22 protein-coding genes and 1 other RNA gene are annotated in these 16,998 nt (G+C 66.1%); 13 read left to right on the top strand and 10 right to left on the bottom strand.

Features of this window, described 5'->3' with window-relative positions; genetic code table 11:
- The first annotated feature begins 94 nt into the window (after positions 1-94).
- Positions 95-1,360 carry an SGNH/GDSL hydrolase family protein gene (locus tag ACYKG1_RS08615; protein ID WP_478472384.1) on the top strand — a complete coding sequence of 422 codons (1,266 nt, stop codon included), beginning with the start codon at positions 95-97 and terminating at the stop codon, positions 1,358-1,360.
- A gap of 63 nt (positions 1,361-1,423) precedes the next feature.
- On the opposite strand, the gene fur is transcribed toward ACYKG1_RS08615, so the two are convergent.
- Entirely contained in the window at positions 1,424-1,831 is a 408-nt protein-coding gene (gene fur, locus ACYKG1_RS08610; RefSeq protein ID WP_005409235.1) for a ferric iron uptake transcriptional regulator, read from the bottom strand.
- A gap of 103 nt (positions 1,832-1,934) precedes the next feature.
- Here fur and ACYKG1_RS08605 point away from each other — a divergent pair, with 103 nt between their 5' ends.
- Entirely contained in the window at positions 1,935-2,327 is a 393-nt protein-coding gene (locus tag ACYKG1_RS08605) for an outer membrane protein assembly factor BamE (RefSeq protein ID WP_005409234.1), read from the top strand.
- A 34-nt stretch (positions 2,328-2,361) separates the two neighbouring features.
- Here the strand turns inward: ACYKG1_RS08605 and ACYKG1_RS08600 are convergent, their stop codons facing one another.
- Together ACYKG1_RS08600 and ACYKG1_RS08595 are read right to left on the bottom strand one after the other, a co-directional pair.
- Entirely contained in the window at positions 2,362-2,619 is a 258-nt protein-coding gene (locus ACYKG1_RS08600; RefSeq protein ID WP_087922270.1) for an RnfH family protein, read from the bottom strand.
- A 3-nt stretch (positions 2,620-2,622) separates the two neighbouring features.
- Positions 2,623-3,048, bottom strand: coding sequence for a type II toxin-antitoxin system RatA family toxin (locus ACYKG1_RS08595; RefSeq protein ID WP_087922269.1), 426 nt, complete (start codon positions 3,046-3,048; stop codon positions 2,623-2,625).
- 57 nt (positions 3,049-3,105) lie between these two features.
- On the opposite strand from ACYKG1_RS08595, the gene smpB reads away from it, so the two are divergent.
- Positions 3,106-3,609: an SsrA-binding protein SmpB gene (gene smpB / locus ACYKG1_RS08590; RefSeq protein WP_005409231.1), complete on the top strand. Its 504-nt coding sequence runs from the start codon at positions 3,106-3,108 to the stop codon at positions 3,607-3,609.
- Positions 3,606-4,037, top strand: a complete 432-nt coding sequence (locus tag ACYKG1_RS08585) for a GNAT family N-acetyltransferase (RefSeq protein ID WP_262226978.1) — start codon at positions 3,606-3,608, stop codon at positions 4,035-4,037. Before smpB ends, ACYKG1_RS08585 begins: the two co-directional genes overlap by 4 nt.
- Positions 4,038-4,065: 28 nt before the next feature.
- On the opposite strand, the gene ACYKG1_RS08580 is transcribed toward ACYKG1_RS08585, so the two are convergent.
- Positions 4,066-4,638 carry a hypothetical protein gene (locus ACYKG1_RS08580; RefSeq protein WP_262083880.1) on the bottom strand — a complete coding sequence of 191 codons (573 nt, stop codon included), beginning with the start codon at positions 4,636-4,638 and terminating at the stop codon, positions 4,066-4,068.
- A gap of 130 nt (positions 4,639-4,768) precedes the next feature.
- Positions 4,769-5,200, bottom strand: coding sequence for a GNAT family N-acetyltransferase (locus ACYKG1_RS08575; protein WP_087922266.1), 432 nt, complete (start codon positions 5,198-5,200; stop codon positions 4,769-4,771).
- Positions 5,201-5,735: 535 nt separating this feature from the next.
- On the opposite strand from ACYKG1_RS08575, the gene ssrA reads away from it, so the two are divergent.
- From ssrA to ACYKG1_RS08560, 3 genes are all read left to right on the top strand, one after another.
- Positions 5,736-6,089: a transfer-messenger RNA gene (gene ssrA, locus ACYKG1_RS08570) on the top strand.
- A gap of 156 nt (positions 6,090-6,245) precedes the next feature.
- Positions 6,246-6,692, top strand: coding sequence for a lipoprotein (locus tag ACYKG1_RS08565; protein WP_075076051.1), 447 nt, complete (start codon positions 6,246-6,248; stop codon positions 6,690-6,692).
- Between the two features lie 27 nt (positions 6,693-6,719).
- Positions 6,720-7,202 (top strand): hypothetical protein, encoded by a 483-nt coding sequence (locus ACYKG1_RS08560; RefSeq protein ID WP_478472382.1) that lies wholly within the window; start codon positions 6,720-6,722, stop codon positions 7,200-7,202.
- Positions 7,203-7,216: 14 nt separating this feature from the next.
- Here the strand turns inward: ACYKG1_RS08560 and ACYKG1_RS08555 are convergent, their stop codons facing one another.
- Positions 7,217-7,678, bottom strand: coding sequence for a methyltransferase family protein (locus ACYKG1_RS08555; RefSeq protein ID WP_478472725.1), 462 nt, complete (start codon positions 7,676-7,678; stop codon positions 7,217-7,219).
- Between the two features lie 146 nt (positions 7,679-7,824).
- Between ACYKG1_RS08555 and ACYKG1_RS08550 the strand changes: the two genes are divergently transcribed.
- Positions 7,825-9,846 (top strand): esterase/lipase family protein, encoded by a 2,022-nt coding sequence (locus tag ACYKG1_RS08550; RefSeq protein WP_478472381.1) that lies wholly within the window; start codon positions 7,825-7,827, stop codon positions 9,844-9,846.
- Positions 9,847-9,863: 17 nt separating this feature from the next.
- Here ACYKG1_RS08550 and ACYKG1_RS08545 read toward each other — a convergent pair whose 3' ends face one another.
- Positions 9,864-11,087, bottom strand: a complete 1,224-nt coding sequence (locus tag ACYKG1_RS08545) for a cytochrome P450 (protein WP_478472379.1) — start codon at positions 11,085-11,087, stop codon at positions 9,864-9,866.
- Positions 11,088-11,466: 379 nt separating this feature from the next.
- On the opposite strand from ACYKG1_RS08545, the gene hchA reads away from it, so the two are divergent.
- From hchA to ACYKG1_RS08525, 4 genes are all read left to right on the top strand, one after another.
- Positions 11,467-12,339 carry a glyoxalase III HchA gene (hchA, locus tag ACYKG1_RS08540; RefSeq protein ID WP_478472377.1) on the top strand — a complete coding sequence of 291 codons (873 nt, stop codon included), beginning with the start codon at positions 11,467-11,469 and terminating at the stop codon, positions 12,337-12,339.
- A 16-nt stretch (positions 12,340-12,355) separates the two neighbouring features.
- A complete protein-coding gene (locus tag ACYKG1_RS08535) occupies positions 12,356-12,511 on the top strand; it encodes a hypothetical protein (RefSeq protein WP_262227018.1) in 156 nt (51 codons plus the stop codon).
- Positions 12,512-12,690: 179 nt separating this feature from the next.
- Complete coding sequence (locus ACYKG1_RS08530; protein ID WP_100475184.1) at positions 12,691-12,933, top strand: hypothetical protein; 243 nt, start codon at positions 12,691-12,693, stop codon at positions 12,931-12,933.
- A gap of 148 nt (positions 12,934-13,081) precedes the next feature.
- Positions 13,082-13,936 (top strand): endonuclease/exonuclease/phosphatase family protein, encoded by an 855-nt coding sequence (locus ACYKG1_RS08525; protein WP_478472376.1) that lies wholly within the window; start codon positions 13,082-13,084, stop codon positions 13,934-13,936.
- Between the two features lie 19 nt (positions 13,937-13,955).
- Here ACYKG1_RS08525 and ACYKG1_RS08520 read toward each other — a convergent pair whose 3' ends face one another.
- The gene (locus tag ACYKG1_RS08520) at positions 13,956-14,219 is read right to left on the bottom strand and encodes a hypothetical protein (protein ID WP_049414598.1); all 264 of its coding nucleotides are present in this window, start codon (positions 14,217-14,219) and stop codon (positions 13,956-13,958) included.
- 142 nt (positions 14,220-14,361) lie between these two features.
- Between ACYKG1_RS08520 and ACYKG1_RS08515 the strand changes: the two genes are divergently transcribed.
- Positions 14,362-14,739, top strand: a complete 378-nt coding sequence (locus ACYKG1_RS08515) for a VOC family protein (protein ID WP_100471987.1) — start codon at positions 14,362-14,364, stop codon at positions 14,737-14,739.
- A gap of 41 nt (positions 14,740-14,780) precedes the next feature.
- On the opposite strand, the gene ACYKG1_RS08510 is transcribed toward ACYKG1_RS08515, so the two are convergent.
- Together ACYKG1_RS08510 and ACYKG1_RS08505 are read right to left on the bottom strand one after the other, a co-directional pair.
- Positions 14,781-16,202 carry an efflux transporter outer membrane subunit gene (locus ACYKG1_RS08510; protein WP_100471986.1) on the bottom strand — a complete coding sequence of 474 codons (1,422 nt, stop codon included), beginning with the start codon at positions 16,200-16,202 and terminating at the stop codon, positions 14,781-14,783.
- On the bottom strand, positions 16,196-16,933 hold the full coding sequence (locus tag ACYKG1_RS08505) for an SDR family oxidoreductase (RefSeq protein WP_014036829.1): 738 nt from the start codon (positions 16,931-16,933) through the stop codon (positions 16,196-16,198). The genes ACYKG1_RS08510 and ACYKG1_RS08505 overlap by 7 nt, the downstream gene beginning before the upstream one ends.
- Positions 16,934-16,998 lie beyond the last annotated feature (65 nt).

The raw sequence follows: 16,998 nt of genomic DNA, 5'->3' as shown, positions 1-16,998 counted from the left end.
GGTGAATCCAGTTCACAGGTTATTATCCATGCGCAGTCTAGTTCACAGATGGATGGGCAATCACCATGGCACTCCCTCCTCCCGGGATTGCCCGATGAACCGCTTCAGCCAGCTCACCGCGACCGCCTTGATCGCCCTGTCCAGCGCCGCCAGTGCCGCTCCGGCCCCGCACTGGGTCGCCAGCTGGCAGGCCAGCCCGCAACCGGTCTGGGGCGCCGATTTCCTGTTCCCGACCCTGGTTCCGGCCACCCTGCAGGACCAGACCTTCCGCCAGACTGCGCGCATCAGCCTGGGCGGGCCCCGGCTGCGGGTGCGGCTGAGCAATGCCTACGGCACTCAGCCGCTGCGGATCGGGGCGGCCAGCGTGGCCGCACACGCAGGCGCCTCCCCGCAGCCGCTCAGCTTCGACGGCCAGCCCGGGGTGCTGATCGGCCCCGGTCAGGAACGGTTGAGCGATCCACTGGCGATGGCCACGGAAGACCGCCAGGCGTTGCAGGTCAATGTCTTTGTGCCGGGGCCTATGCCATTGCAGACCTTCCATTGGGAGGGGCGCCAGACCAGCTGGATCGCCAGCGGCAACCAGACCCGCGCGCGCGACCTTCAGGGTGCCAGTTCCACGACCGCACGCCTGTTCCTGACCGGGATCGAGGTCGAGGCCGCCGCCAGCGCGCGCAGTGTGGTGGTGATCGGCGATTCGATCACCGACGGCGCCACCGCCAGCCTCGACCAGGACCAGCGCTGGACCGACCACCTGGCTGCACGCCTGGCACCGCGGGGCGTCGCGGTGGTCAACGCCGGCATCTCCGGCGGCCGGCTGCTGCGCGACGGCATGGGCGAGTCGGTTCTGGCCCGCCTGCAGCGCGACGCACTGGATCAGCCCGGCGTGGCCAGTGTGATCGTGCTGATCGGCATCAACGACATCAGCTGGCCCGGCACCGCCTTTGCCCGCGCGCAGCCCCGGCCCAGCCTGGCCGAACTGCAGGCCGGCTATCGCGCCCTGGCCGAACAGGCCCATCGGCGGGGTCTACGCATCCTCGGCGCCACCCTGACGCCGTTCGCCGGCGCCCTGCCCGGCACGCCGCTGGACGACTACTACCAGCCGGACAAGGAGGCCCTGCGCCAACAGCTCAATGCCTGGCTGCGCAGCGACAGCCCGTTCGACGCGGTGATCGACCTGGATGCGGCGCTGCGCGACCCGGCCGATCCGTCACGGATGGCCGCCGCCTACGACTCCGGCGACCACCTGCATCCGGGCGATGCGGGTAACCGGGCCATGGCCGAGGCGGTGGATCTGGAGGTGGTGATGGGCGCATCCGAAACCCCTGGGGTCAGATCCCTTTCCCCTGGGAAAGGGATCTGACCTCACCCAACGAAAAACCCCGGGCAAGCCCGGGGTTTGGTCGCATCCAGCTGGCTGGAACGCTTACTTGCGCTTCTTGCGCACGTACAGCACCAGCGAGTGCTCTTCCAGCTCGTAACCGTGGTCGGCTGCGATCTTGCGCTGCAGCTCCTCGATCTCGTGGCTTTCGAACTCGATGATCTTGCCGCTGTCGACGTCGACCATGTGATCGTGATGGCCACCACGGTCCAGCTCGTAGACGGCCTGGCCACCTTCGAAATTGTGCTTGAGCACGAGGCCGGCGGCCTCGAACTGGGTCAGCACCCGGTACACCGTGGCCAGGCCGATCTCGTCGCCATGCTCCAGCAGCTGGCGGTAGATGTCTTCGGCGGTCATGTGGTGCTGGGCATTGCGCTGCTCGAGCAGCGCCAGGATCCGCATCCGCGGATGGGTCACCTTCAGGCCGACTTTACGCAGGTCGTGGGTTTCCATAGGTCTCCGTTCATTGGCGATTTAGCGCCAGCTGCCTCGGATTGGGTCGCGGTGGCACGCCGGGAGTGTATCATCGGTTTGATTTCCCCAACCGCCAGTCCCGATGCGCAATCTCCTGTTGGTCGCCGCCGTCGCCCTGTCCACCACCGGGTGCGGCATCATCTACAAGCAACCCATCTATCAGGGCAACCTGATCCGGGAAGATGCCGTGGCCAAGCTGCAGGTCGGGCAGAGCAAGCAGCAGGTCACCGCGCTGCTGGGCACCCCGTCCATTCCCGACCCGTTCCATGCCCAACGCTGGGACTACACCTCCAGCCAGCGCGTGAACCGCCTCGGCCGTACCGAAGTGAAGAACTTCGTGGTGTTCTTCGAGAACGACACCGTGACCCGTTGGGAAGGTGACTACTTCCCGGGCAACGACAAGGCCCTGGCCCAGCAGACGGTGCGCCAGTTCGGCCGCAACCTGCCGAAGGACAAGAAGAAGAAGGGCCGCTGAGCCCCTGCCCGTCCGCAAGGACGGGTTGCCGGGATCAACCGCCGAGCGCGCGGCGCCGGCGGTTGTCCTTGGGGTCGGCCAGCAACGGGCGCAGCAGCTCGATGCGGTCACCCTCCAGCAGCACCTGCTGTGGACGTGCCAGCACGCCATGCACGGCTGCAGCCGGACAGTCAGCACTGCCTTCCAATGCAGCAGCGGCGATGGCGTCGGCCACGGTCGCCCCCTCTTCCAGCTGCAAGCGGCGCGCCAACACGCGCTGCGGCCAGGCCAGCACCACCTCGACCTCGATCATCGCTCAGGCCTCGTCGGCGACGCGGACGAAATCGTTGACCATCCGATCGGCCAGTCCCTGGAAGCCGATTGCCAGGGCCGGACCGAGCAGGCGCGAGCTGGGTTCGAACTCCAGGGTGAGGGTGACCTTGCAGGCATCCTCGGCCAGTGCATGGAATTCCCAGCGGCCGTGCAACTGCTTGAACGGGCCATCGCGCAGCTGCATGTCGATGCTGTGCGGGCGCTGCAGGGTGTTCTCGGTCTGGAACCAGGTGCTGAACGAGCCCAGGCCCAGGTCCAGGCGTGCCACCAGGCGGTCCTCGCCCTGCTCCAGGATCTGGGCGGCCGAGCACCAGCGGAAGCGGCGCGGATAGGCCTGGACGTCGTTGACCAGGTCGAACATGCGTGCGGCCGAGTGTTCGACCAGGGCGCTGCGGCGGATAGTAGGCATGAATACAGGACGTTTCGGCAATCGACCGGGCGGGCCCGAATCGGAGACAATACGGAAATGAGCAAGAACAGCGGCAAGGATAAAGCAAAGAGCGCGACGGCCAACAAAACCATCGCGTTGAACAAGCGTGCCCGCCACGAGTACCACATCGAAGAGCGCTTCGAGGCCGGCCTGGCCCTGCAGGGCTGGGAGGTGAAGTCGATCCGCGCCGGCCGCGGCAACATCATCGACGCCTACGCCTATGTGAAGCACGGCGAGATCTTCCTGATCGGCGCGCAGATCACGCCGTTGATCCAGGCCTCGACCCACGTGGTGGCCAATGACCGGCGCGAGCGCAAGCTGCTGTTGCACCGGAGCGAGATCGACAAGCTGGTCGGCAAGGTCGAGCGCGACGGCTACACGATCGTGCCCACCGCGATGTACTGGAGCAAGAACAAGATCAAGCTCGAAGTCGCGCTGGCCAAGGGCAAGCAGACCCACGACAAGCGCGATGCCGCCAAGGACCGCGACTGGGCGATCGAGAAGCAGCGTGTGATGCGTCGCGGCAACCGCGACGCATGACCACCCCCATCGGCGCCATGGTGACGGCCAGCGCCGATGAAACGCGCACGTTGTGCGCGCGCCTGCTGGCCTTCAACCAGGCCCACGGCGGCGATGCGTTCGATGAGATCCCAATCCGCCTGGCCTGGCATGACCAGCACGGCGCGCTGCGCGGTGGCGTGCTGGCCGACGTCTGTGCCGGCTGGCTGCAGGTGTACGTGCTATGGGTGGATCCGGAACTGCGCGGGCAAGGCATCGGCCAGTGGCTGCTGGCGGAGGCAGAAGCCACCGCACGCCAGCAGGGCGCCCTCAACGTGATGCTGGACACCTTCGACTGGCAGGCAGAAGCCTTCTACCTGCGGCAGGGCTACACCGTCTATGGGCGGCTGCCCGATTGCCCACCCGGGCACGAGCGCATCTACCTGCGCAAACAGCTGCCGGTCTCGTAATCGCGACGGCGCTGGAGCTGCCTGCCGGTCAGCCGGCCAGCACGCCCTGCCCGCGCATGCGTGGTGCCAGCGCCGCGTGCATCACGGCCAGGTGCATCACCACCGCCAGTTCCGGCGCATGACGGTCATCGCCGGCGCGCCACCGCTGCGCCATCCGGGCCGCGTCGGCCGGCAACAGGGCCAGCAGCTGGGCGTCATCCAGCGAATCGGCCGCGCCCTGCAACTGCCGCGCCAGCTGCCGCGACTGCCAGACATGCACACCGATGCTGAGACTGGCCAGCGACATCAGGACCACGGCCAGGCCGTGTTCAAACCACTGCGACAGCACCTCCGGCCCCCACAGCAGGGCCGCCATCACTGCCAGTGCCGGTAGGCGCCAACCCAGCCAGTGGGTACGGCCGCGCTGCGGCCAATGCACCACCACCGCGCTGGCCACCAGGGCCGCGGCCGCCGTGGCCGGCAGCTCGCTCAACCAGGTCGCCGCCAGCAGCACGCCCAGCACGGCCCAGACCCAGCCGGGGGGCAGGGCCCGCCGCTGGTAGTCGGCCCCGACGGGTCCAACCAGTTGTCGCAGGCTGCGTTGTTGGCTTGCCTCGGTCACCCACAGTCTCCGTGTCTGTCCTGGTTCGGATGGTGGTCTTCAGTGTGTCGCAAATTCGTGCCAATGAAGTTACCAATCCGCTATGGCCGGCGCACTGCAACACGTTGCAAATTGACGGCCCGCGCGCAGTTCACGACCGCGTCAGATCCTTGCTGAGGAAAATCCTGCGCGTCCCCGGCGGATCGCATGGCACTTCACCGAACACGGCCCATCCCTGTTTCACATAGAAGTCCGGCGCCTGGAAACTGATGGTGTAGAGCACTCCGGAACGACAACCGCGCCGGCGCGCCTCGTCTTCTGCAGCCTTCAGCACGCGCGAGCCCAGCCCGTTGCCGCGATATGCCGGTGGTAGATGAAACAGATCCACGAACCACAGGCCCAGCGAAGTCCGCCCGGTAAGGCCTCCCACCACCCTGCCACTGGCTGGATCGGTGACCAGTACCGCCAGCGTGCGTCGATCTGCATACCCGGCGGCGTCCAGATTGAACTGGTCCAGGCCACTGCCGATCAGGTCCAGCGCCTCGTCGCTGGGCTCATCCGTTACGGCGATTTCAAGCGACATGGCTTCCTTCCATAAAGCTGCAGATCGGAAGTCTCGATGCTATCACCCGTGCTCGTGCCGGCCGCGGCATCCAACGCTGATGCACCTCCAGCGAGGGGCCGTACGCCATCACCTCCGACGCACGCGGGAATTCTGCCGCCACGGCAGCGCCTGCCTGCAGTGCCAGGCCACTCACGGCCAGCAACCCTATCCATCGCAATCGCGTCCTGCCGGAACTGATGAAAACGGCCATCGGGCAATCCTGGGGAAAGCCCCCCCGGATTCGAACGTGTCGACCAGGCACGGCAATGCGCCAGGTGGCCCGCCGCGCGGCCGGGAATGTACACCTGCGCCGGCACCGCCGGGTCGCGGCCACCACCAATCAACGCGGCCACGGCGAACTTCCAGCCTCGCTCATCGGGGTCGGCCTGCTGCCTCTACGTGAAGCCCGACCGCGTGACTGTTCAGGAAGATTGCCGTACCATTCGCATCGTTGGGCAGGCCCTGCCCGTGGCGACACGGAATCGGCCCTGTACCTTGCAGCACTGTAGAAACCGGGGGTGCATTGGTTTCGACGGGGGTTGTGAAGTCGCCTGGCGCATGCCGAGGGGGTAGCTTTCCTCGTAAATCCAGCTGCAAAACTCTAGTTGCCAACGACGACAACTACGCTCTGGCCGCTTAAGGCCTAAGCCTCGAAACCGCTTGTGTCCATGCTCGCGGTGTAGAGTCACTATCATGGAATCGCGCTGGATGGCTGCCTGTCAGTCCGGCACTAGAACACAACAGGCTGGTTCCCGGATGCGCTTTGCGCACCGTGCTGTTCGGGGACGAGATCCAACGGTGAGCTAAGCATGTAGTGCTGGGGATGGAGTGCCTTCGGACGGCGGTTCAATTCCGCCCACCTCCACCATCTGTATGGCCTGTCGAGGCCGCAAGAAGCCGGATCTCCTGTCGATGGGGTTCCGGCTTTTTTGTGCCTGCCCGTCTGGAAGGCTGTAACTCCAAACCCTTTTCATTGCATCATTCCGGCCATCGAGACCCCGATCTCCGCCAAGGAAGAACTGTGATGAAGAAGCTGCTCGTCCCTGCCCTGCTGATTGCCGCATTGTCCGGCTGCATGCCTACCAAGCAGGCATCCCCCGAGCAGATCAAGGACGCTCCGGCCGCACGCATTTTCCCGATCGATGCCCAGGGTGAACCCACGGGCACCATCACGGTCACCCGCGACGTTGGATTCGTGGGCAGCGGCTGCTACATGGGCGTCATGGTCGACGGCAAGATGGCCGCACATCTCGACCCCGCCGAGCGCCTGTCCCTTGTCCTGGCCGAGGGGCGCCACGTACTGACCGCCACGCCTGTCCAGGGGCGGGGCCTGTGCGGCGTGCTGCAGTCGGAGAAGACCAATAATTCCCGCCGGCGCTCGACCGAAATCAACGTCCGCGCCGGCGCCACACAGGCCTATCGCCTCTACTCCTCCGCTGAAGAGTTCCCGGTGATCGAACCGGCGTTCTGACTCCTGCCCCCATCAGAAGGATCTGCCATGAAAGCTGGCCTCACGATGTCCCTGTTCCTTGCCGCCCTCGCCGCGGCCCCAGTCGCGCACGCTGCGGCACCGGCCATCGCGCCGCCCGGCACCGCCACGCTGGAAGCGCTGCTGGCCTGCAAGGCTGGCTCGAACTTCAGTGCGGCCGACGCCATCGACGCGCTGCAGGCGGCCGGCCTGGCCAAGAAGCCAGGCGGCACGTTCGAGCCGGAGGACAAGCCGGTCGCGCTGTTTGGCGGCACGGTCGCCAGTGCCGATGTAAATGTAGCCGAAGGCGAGAAGAGCCTCTTCGTATACTTGAACGGTGTCGATTCCAAGCGCTTGGCCAGGGCCTGGTCGGTGACCGAGGTCAACGAGCAGGCCAATACCGAAGAACCGTCGTACGTGAAGCGCATCGACAAGCGCCACACCCTGCACGTGATCGCGGGCGACGACTACGAAGGCTATTCGGCAGCGGTGAAGTGCCAGATCAGCCGCTGATGGCGTAGCCCACGCTACAGCCAGCGCGGCACGCGATGGCGGTACTGCGCGTACGCCTCGGGAAAGCGGGCCATCAGTGCCCGCTCCTCTGGCAGGATCTGCAGACGGGTGATGCATACCAGGAACAGCGGCACCGCCAGCAGCGCGATCAGATTCTGCAGGTACACCATGGCCCCGAACACGACCAGCGCCTGGCCCAGATACATCGGATTCCGCGTGCGGCGGTAGATTCCGCTGGTAACCAGCACGCTCGACGCCGAAGGCCGCAGAGGATTGACGGTGGTACCGGCGCGCCGGAAGGACAGCTTGGGCAGCAGGTTGAGCACCACTCCAAGGATCATCGTCACGCCTGCCAGTAGAACCGGCACCGGCACCCGAAGGTGGAATCCCGGCAGCAGCCAGCGTGCTGCAAAGCCTGCAGCGGCGCACAGCAGCATCAGCACGGGCGGGGGAATGCGGGTTTCCAGCCGGGCCATCGCGATCACCGTGTTCCTACCATTCACCGCAGTGTCACACGGGAATGCCTGAATCGCCCACGGCGGCCCGGCCCAGACCGAACGCCCGGTCTATTCCGCTTTGACAGGACGGCCGCTAGAGTGGCGCCACCGCGCAGGAGCATCGTATGGCTACCACGGGCTTGGGCTTCATCGGCCGCACGACCCTCATCATCACCGTTCTGCTCACCCTGGGCGGCTGCGCGACGCTGCGCCAGTTCGGGCCGTCGGTGCAGGTCGCCTCGGTCACGCCCGGCCAGTACATCGCGCTCAAGCGCGGTGACATTCTCACGTCCGGCAAGCTCAGCGCGGCGACCATGGAGACCCTGCGGGTGGCCGGCCTCGACGAAGGCGTCTGTGCCAAGCCTGGCCTGGCCTGCATCGAGGCGATGGAAGGCAGCATCGTGGTGCGCGAGGAAGACAAGCGCTCCAGCCTGGCCGAGCTGTGGCTGCAGTATGCGATGACACTGCCGGCGCCGAAGCGCGAGTACTCGGCATCCGGCCGCGCCAAGACCGCGATCACCGAACTGGATGCCGACTTCCAGCCGCGCCTGGACGCCTGGATGCAGGTCGCGCGCCAGGCCTATGCCTACCTGTTCTTCACCGAACGCACCGCCAACCAGCGTGGTTTCGAAGACCGCCAGACCCAGGTGCGCGACTACTACAACCTGGCGGTGCAGGAAGCCTCGGTGCAGCTGTACAACGCCTATGCCACCGGGCGCGTGCACGGCCAGGCCAGCCATTTCCAGCTGGGCCGCTGGACCTTCGTGCTGGCGCCTTCAGGCGAAGCATCGCCGCTGGACACGCGCACCCCGACCGAACTGGTGCCGGCCGCCTCGCTGTCGTTCACCGGCACGCTGCGCAGCGTGCATCGACGCGATGGCTTCGGCGCCGAACTGGTAGCGGTGATGGATGACCCGGCCGGCAGCGTGGCCACCACGCCTTCAGCAACGACATCCACCGCGCAGGCAAGCACCTCGGCCACCCAGAGCTGGAGCGAGATGCCTTCGCCTTCGATGACGGTGCTGTTGCGCTTCTCGGGAAAGAATCTGTGGGAAGTGCTGCATGACGACGAGCCGGAACTGGAGATCCACGATCCCTACCAGATCTCGGAAGTGACCCTGCACGGCCAGCAGGTGCCACTGGCGGCCAACTTCACTGCCGGCTATGCACTGTGGCTGGCACGCTCCAACTTCAGCCACCAGTCGCTGCGCTCGTTGTTTGGTGGCAAGGGTGGCATCGACACGCCGCATCTTTACATGATGCAGCCCTACGACCCGAACCGCCGCGTGCTGCTGATGATCCATGGCCTGGCCAGCAGTCCGGAGGCCTGGGTCAACGTCGCCAACGAACTGATGCGCGACGACGAGATCCGCCAGGACTTCCAGGTCTGGCAGTTCTATTACCCGACCAACATGCCCATCGCGATGAGCCACGATGCCATGCGCCACACGCTGGCCGAAGTGTTCAAGCACTTCGACCCCAGCGGCAAGGCGCAGGCCTCGCATGACATGGTGCTGGTCGGGCACAGCATGGGCGGGATGATCGCGCGGTTGATGGTGTCCTCCTCCGGCGACCACCTGGTCGACACCCTGCTCGCCACCGCGCAGATGACGCCCGCCCAGCGCGAACTGCTGCGCACCAAGGGCGCGCCGGTGTTGACCTTCCTGCCGGAACCGGAGGTATCGCGGGTGGTGTTCATCGCCACCCCGCATCGTGGCACCGACGTGGCCGGCACCCGCCTCGGCCGCTGGATCGGCCGCCTGGTGCGGCTGCCGCTGACGGTGCTGGAAGACGTGGCGACACTGGCCAACGACGGCCAGATCGATCGCAACGATGGCAAGCACGGCTACCAGATGAACAGCATCCAGAACCTGGACAAGGACGATCCGTTCGTCCGCGCCGTGGCCGACCTGCCGATGTCACCGAAGGTGCACTACCACTCGATCATCGCCCGCGCCAAGGCCGATGGCCCGCTGGAAAAAACCGACGACGGGCTGGTGCCCTATTGGAGCTCCCACCTGCCGCAGGCGGATTCGGAGAAAGTGATCCTGTCCGGGCACAGCGTGCAGGAGGCAACGCCCGCCATCGTCGAGCTGCGGCGGATCCTGCATGAGGACATGCAGGATCATGGGCGAATAGGAAATTAAGCCGCCAGCCCCGAAGATCAGGCAGCCGGCACGCGCCGCGAGAACGTGCCGTGCAGCGCCGCCGGGATCGCGAAGCCCTCCATGCGCACCTCGGGCCGGTAGTCGGCACTGGGGGTGAAACGGAACTCGCGCGCCAACAGCGCACACAGCAATACCAGCTGTGCATTGCCCACCGCCGATCCAACGCAGGAACGCGTGGGAAAGCCATAAGGCACATAGATACCGGCGGTGCGCTTGCGCCGCTCGGGCAGCCAGCGATCGGGATTGAACTGCAGCGGGTCATCCCAGTACTTCGCCGAACGATGCTGGATGAACGAACTGAGCTCGAACACCGTGCCTTCGGCAATGGCCTGCCCTTCCACCTTCAGATCGCAGGCCGCCACGCGACGGTTGTTGAAGGGCGTGGAGTACAGCCGCATCACTTCCTTCAGGAAGCGCAGGGTGCAGGGAATCCTGGCCATCGGCAATGCGTGGATCTCCGCGTCCGAGAGCGGCGCGAATTCCTCCTCGATGCGCTGAAGCCAGTGCGGATGCATCTGCATCGCCAGCAGCAGGCAGGCAGCCATCATGCCGGGCACGCCGGAAATGGCGATCAGCTGCACGGTGACCAGGTAGGTCACCTTGTCCAGCCCGATGCGTTCGCGCAGGGTCAGCAATGATTGTGCGTAGTCCAGCGCCGAACGCCCGCTTCGGACCCGGCGCTTGAGTTCGGCTGCGATCGCCCGTGATTCGCCACGACCGATAAGGAAATTGCGCAGCAGGTGGCGCCGATGGATGACCTGCTCGACCTGGGTCGTGTAGCGCAGGTGCAGGGCGCGCTCGATGGCCGCGGTGCCGCGCGCATCGAGGCCTTCGATCACCATCGGGATCAACGGATGGGCCATCACCTTCCACACCGCGGGCGTGGCATCCAGCGCCCGCCCGCACAGTGCGTCCAATGCCTGCCGCATGCGCGACTGCAGCGCTTCAAGATTCTGTGCGCCGGTGAGTTCGGCACTGCGCGCGGCGATCAGGCTGCGTACTTCGGTCCAGCGCACGCGTTCGTGCCGCCGGAACAGGTCCGCCAGCGATTCAACCACGTACAGGTGCTCGGAATTCTCCTTGTCGACCTTGCCGGCCAGCTCCGGGCAGAACACCCCGATACCGCCGGTTTCCAGTTTCAGCACCGGGCCTTCGCGCTCCACGCGCGCAGCCAAGCGCTCGGCAGCGATGGCGCTGCCCTCATTCGACATCCCTTGCATGCAGTGCGTCTCCGGCAGGAAGGGACTCGAAAGACGAGTCCCTTCGTCTTGCTACCGCTCAATCGCGGGGCGCCCCCGCGGGATCAGAACTCGACCCAGAGCGGCCAGGTATTCCACACACTGCTCTTCTCGTTCGGATGGATATTCAGAGTGACGCGCAATGCTCGGGCGAATCTTTTCATTTTCATTCCTTTGCTTGCTGTGTGGTTATGCCGGGATTATCCCGGCACCGGCTAGATAACACGACATAATCCCGCTGTCCAACCGGGTCGGTGCCGCGATGCAACATCGAGGTGGTGGTCCATTGAGGGGAATCCCTCATCGCGCCTGCGCACGCGGCCTCCTATGCTGGGCTCACTTTCCCCCAACGGAGGTCCGCATGAACAGGCAAGAGCCCAGCCGCCAGCCCAGCCCCGATCCGGCCGAGCGCGATGCGTTCTTCCCGTCGCCGTACTCGCTGTCGCAGTTCACCTCGCCGCAGAGCAACCTGTCCGGCGCCGAGTATCCGGATGCACGCCGCGACGGCCGCTGGAAGGTGCTGATGATCGCTGCCGATGAGCGTTATCTGCCGACCGCCAATGGCCATCTGTTCTCCACCGGCAACCATCCGGTGGAAACCCTGCTGCCGATGTACCACCTGGACAAGGCCGGCTTCGATATCGACGTGGCGACGCTGTCCGGCAACGCCGTCAAGTTCGAATGGTGGGCCTTCCCGCGCGAGGACCGCGAGATCGGCGCGCTGTACGAACGCTATGAGGGGCGCTTCCGCCAGCCGTTGCAGCTGGACGAGGTGGTGGCTGGCCTGGGAGCCGACTCGGACTATGCCGCCATCTTCATTCCCGGTGGCCACGGCGCGCTGATCGGCCTGCCTGAGAGCACGGCAGTGAAATCCGCGCTGCAATGGGCCATGGCCGCGCAGCGCCACATCATCACGCTGTGCCATGGCCCGGCAGCGCTGCTGGCGGCGGGTGTCGATGAAGCCGGAGGTAGCTCGCTGTTCCGCGGCTATCGCATCTGTGCCTTCCCCGACGCGATGGACCGGCAGACACCGGAGATCGGCTATATGCCGGGGCAGCTGCGTTGGTTCTTCGGTGAACGCCTGGCCCAGCAGGGCGTGCAGATCGTCAATGAGGGGATCGATGGCAGCGTGCTGCAGGATCGCCTGCTGCTGACCGGCGACAGTCCGCTGGCCGGCAATGCGCTGGGCAAGCTGGCCGCGCGCACGCTGCTCGACGCGCTGGCCGGGCGCTGAGCCAATGACTGCGCCGGTGCCCGCGCTGCTGGAACTGGAACAGGCGCGGTCACTGGCCGCGGTCGGCAGCGTGCTGCGCGACGCTGCATCGCCACTGGGCTACGACCGCCTACTGGCGTTCGCCACCGGAACCTGGCTGGAGCGCGACGCGGCGATGGCCCGCACGGATTGAACCCTCTGCGTCGCGCACGCCAGTGTCCGGGTGTGGCGACCAGCGCGCAGGCGATATGCGCTGCCAGCCGACGCGGCGAGATCGAAGACTGATCCGGGCGGGGCACTTCCGGCAGTCTGATTCGCGTGTTACACACGCAACGCGCATGTGCGCGATTGCAGAAAGCAAGGATGATGCTTATGAAACTGCAACTGGCAACGATGGCCGCGCTGATGTTTGCCGTGGGAGCTTTCTCCATCCCATCCCAGGCCGCCGCCAGCGGTGGTGGAGGTGGTCCGGAGAACACGAACTGCGTCCCGGTCAAGATGGGGCCCCATTACCATCAGCGTTGCGAAGTGACGTACTTCAACGAGGACGGCACTTCCTACATCCAGGTGTACTGGATTGACCAGAATGGCCAGTGGTACCTGCCTGCCGACTGAGTGGCCTCCTGATCGCCCGCGCGATCCGCCGGGCGGCGCCTTCACCGCCCGCCCGGCATCTCCCAGCCGCCCATCCCGGCATACCGCTGCCCTCGCCTTCCATGGCATGCTCCGTGAAACCGTTTTCATGGAATGGAGGGATTCCACGATGTTGTCGCGTTTCCGCCGCCCTGCGCTGTGCGCGCTGTTGGCGCTTGCTCTACCCGCCGTCGCCTGGGCCGCTACACCGGCGCCACTGAAAGTGATGTCGTTCAACGTCCGCACTCCGGCTGATACCGAACCGGGCAAGCGCTGGCCCGATCGCCGCGACGCGATGGTCAAGGTCATCCTCGATGCGCACCCGGCGGTGATCGGCACCCAGGAACTGGTGAAGGAACAGGCCGACTACCTGTCCGAACACTTGCCCGGCTATCGCTGGTTTGGCGAGGGCCGCCGCGGTGGCAGCGGCGACGAGCACATGGGCGTGTTCTACGACGCCAAGGTGCTGGCGATCGAGGAGTCAGGCAACTTCTGGCTGTCCGACACACCCGATGTGCCGGGCAGCATCACCTGGGGCAACCTGTATCCACGCATGGTCACCTGGGCGCTGTTCCGCCGCATCGACGACGGCCGCCGCTTCTATTTCATGGATACCCACCTGCCCTACCGCGACGAGGACGAACCACGCCGGGTGAAGGCTGCCGAACTGATCGGCAAGCGCGTGACGCGCCTACCTGCGGATCTGCCGGTGGTGCTGACCGGTGACTTCAACAGCGAGCCCGGCGGTGACACCTACAAGGCGTTCACCCGCGTGCTGCAGGACACCCGTACCCAGGTGAAGGCCCCGCAGGGCCCGCGGCTGACCTTCCACGGTTTCACCGGCAAGGCCACCGGGCAGCTGGACTGGGTGCTGGTGCGTGGCTTCCATGCGCGCAGCTTCCTGACCGATGACCGCCGAATCGATGGCGTGCTGCCCTCGGATCATTTCCCGCTGGTGGTCGAACTGGACTGGCCCAAGCACTGAACCATCACGGCAGCCGCAGCTACAGCGGCGGCTGCCGCGACAGCAGGCGATACAGCGCCTGGTGCTGATCGCGTGCCTGGCAGATGCGGGCCCCGATCGCCAGGAACACGGCCACGCCGATCAGGCCCAGCCCCAGCATCGAATCCTGCAGCCGCAGGAAACCGACGGCGGCGGCCATCGTCGCCAGCACCAGCAGCACCACGACCGCCACCGACAGCCCCGCCCCCGGTGGGCCCGGATCGCCGAACAACATCCGTTGGGTATCCCGCCTTCCGTCCGCCATCGCCTGTTCTCCCAAGTGCCTGACCCACTAGTTACACGGCGGGCTCCAGTTTCGGCAGAGTCAGAAACGTCACAGACGTGAAGATGTTCGCGGAACGCGCCGCGTTACCCTGCCGCATATTCCCCGCACTGTGGAGCTGGACATGGCACACCAGAGCCGGCTGGCCGGATTCATCATCGACTGCCAGGACCTTCCCGCCGACGAAGGCGCCCGCTTCTGGGCCGCCGCGCTGGGCCTGCAGGCGCAGGCGGCGCATGTCGAAGGGAGCGCCGAATATGCCGACCTGCTGGGTGCACCGGCAGGCTTGAACGTGGAAGTCCAGCGGGTCGACCACCCGTCACGGGTGCACCTGGATATCGAGAGCGACGACATCGATGCCGAGGCCGACCGCCTGGAAAAGCTCGGCGCGCGCCGGATAGGCTTCGTCAAACGCTGGTGGGTGATGGAAGCACCGACCGGCCATCGCTTCTGCATCGTGCGCATGCGCGAGCGCGAGGTGCCGGCCAATCACTGGCCTTGAAAGAAAAAGGGGACGGAAGCCACTGCCTCCGCCCCCTACGGTTACTGCACCTGCGCCACGCTCGGTTGCTGTGGTGATTGCCCCCAGCCGCCCAACGCCTTGTACACACCCACCACGCTGACATTGACTTCGGACTCTGCCGCCGCCAATGCGTCATCGGCCGCCAGCTGCGTGCGCTGCGCATCCAGCAGGGTCAGGAAGTCCTCCGATCCCTCGCGATAGCGGATCTGTGCCAGCGATTCGGCACGCCGGGCCGCCTGCGCCTGCTCGACCACGATCGCCAGCCGCGCCTGCTGCTTGGAATAACGGGTCAGCGCGTTCTCGGTGTCTTCCAGGGCCAGCAGTACTGCCTGCTCGTACTGTGCCGCCACCCCTTCGGCTTCCGCCTTGCTGGCACGCAGGCGTGCACGCACGGTACCGAAGTCGAGCGCCGCCCAGCTCAACGACGGGGTCAGCGACCAGGCCTTGTTGTTGCCATTGACCAGGCCGCTGGCATCGCCGCCCAGGAAACCAACGAAGCCAGACAACGACAACCGCGGGAACAGATCCGCAGTGGCCACGCCCACGCGCGCGGTCGCGGCAGCCAGGCGACGCTCGGCCACGCGCACATCGGCGCGCTGGCGCAGCAGTTCGCGGGTATCGCCCAGCGGCAATGCCTTGGCGAAGGCCGGTACGTCATGCGGCGCGAGCATGTCGGTCAGCACTTCCGGACGCTGGCCCAACAGCACTGCCAAGCGGTTGCGCGACTGCGTCTCGGCTACTTCCAGCAACGGGATGTCAGCCTCGATCGCCTTCAGGCGGGCACGGCTGCTCTGTACATCCAGCTCGCTGCCAGCGCCCAGTTCCCAGCGCGCCTCGGTCAGCTTCTGCGTATCGCGCAGGTTCTCCAGCGTGTGCTGGGCCACCGCGATGCGCTTCTGCGTACCGCGCAGCTCGAAGTAGTTGCGCGCCACTTCGGCGGCGACCAGTACCTGCGCATCGGCCAGGTTGGCCTGCTCGGCACCGAGGTCTGCACGCGCGGCTTCGGCAGCACGGCGCTTGCGGCCGAACAGATCCAGCTCCCAGCCGGCGTCGAAGCCGAGCTGGTAGCTTTCACTGAACACCCGCTGCCCACCCAGCTGCGGATCGGGTTGCTTGCGACGATCGTAGCTGCCGCCTGCAGTGATGTGGGGCGCCTGGTCGAAGCGGCTTTCGACGAACACCGCGCGGGCCTGGCTGACGCGGGCCACGGCCACGCGCAGGTCCAGGTTGTCCGACAGTGCGCCATGCACCAGCTGTTCCAGCACCGGATCGTCGAACTGCGCCCACCAGCTGGCCACCGGCGAGGTGGTACTGAAGACCGGCTGTTGTGCGCCCTGGAGGACCACCGGCTCCTGCACCGGGGCCTTGTAGTTCGGGCCGACGCTGACACAGCCTGCCAGCACCAGGCTGGAGACGGCCATCGCCAACGTGCGGATCACCATGGCAGCACCTCGCCCAGGTAGGTGAAGCTGCCGTTCGGGCCTTCATGGCCGATCAGTGCCATCTGTACGCTGGAACGCGCGCCCTCGGCGATCTCGATTTCGCCGTGGCCGCCGTTCATGTCGGTTTTCACGTAGCCCGGATGCACGGTGTTGACCTTGATCTGCGTGCTGCGCAGTTCGTGCGCCAACGCAAGGGTCCAGCTGTTCACCGCTGCCTTGGAGGCGTTGTAGGCCGGAACCTTCATGTCGTAGATGCCGGACGCCGGATCGGCATGCAGGGTCTGCGAGCCGAGGATGCTGGAGACATTCACGATACGGCCGGCCTTGGCCTGCTGCAGCAGCGGCAGGAATGCCTGGGTCACCGCCACCAGCGCATAGACGTTGGTGTCGAAGGTGCGGCGCCAGGTGTCCAGCGACTGCTCGGACGGCCGCTGCGCCGGGTTTTCCAGCAGCACGCCGGCATTGTTGACCAGGATGTCGAGGCGGCCATGGCGCTCGCGCACCTGCTGCACGGCCTCGGCGATGCTGGCACCGTCGGTGACGTCCAGCTGCAGCGCTTCCACTGGCAGGCCCTCGGCCTGCAGCTTCAGTGCCTGCTCCACGGTGGTCTCGCGCTTGCGGCCGGCCAGCAGCGTGTGCACGCCGGCCTGTGCCAGCTGGCGCACGGTCTCGGCGCCGATACCGCGGGTGGCACCAGTGACCAGTGCAATCTTGTTCTGATGGGTGTTCATGGAGTCATGCCTTTGGAGGGGGAAATCCGACACCGGTTGGGGGACCGGTGCCGGTGGAGTTCCAT

The organism is Stenotrophomonas sp. 85239_Sma (genome assembly GCF_056481725.1).
The sequence above is the reverse complement of the archived record's forward strand: the minus strand, read 5'-3'. Positions and strand labels throughout refer to the sequence as shown.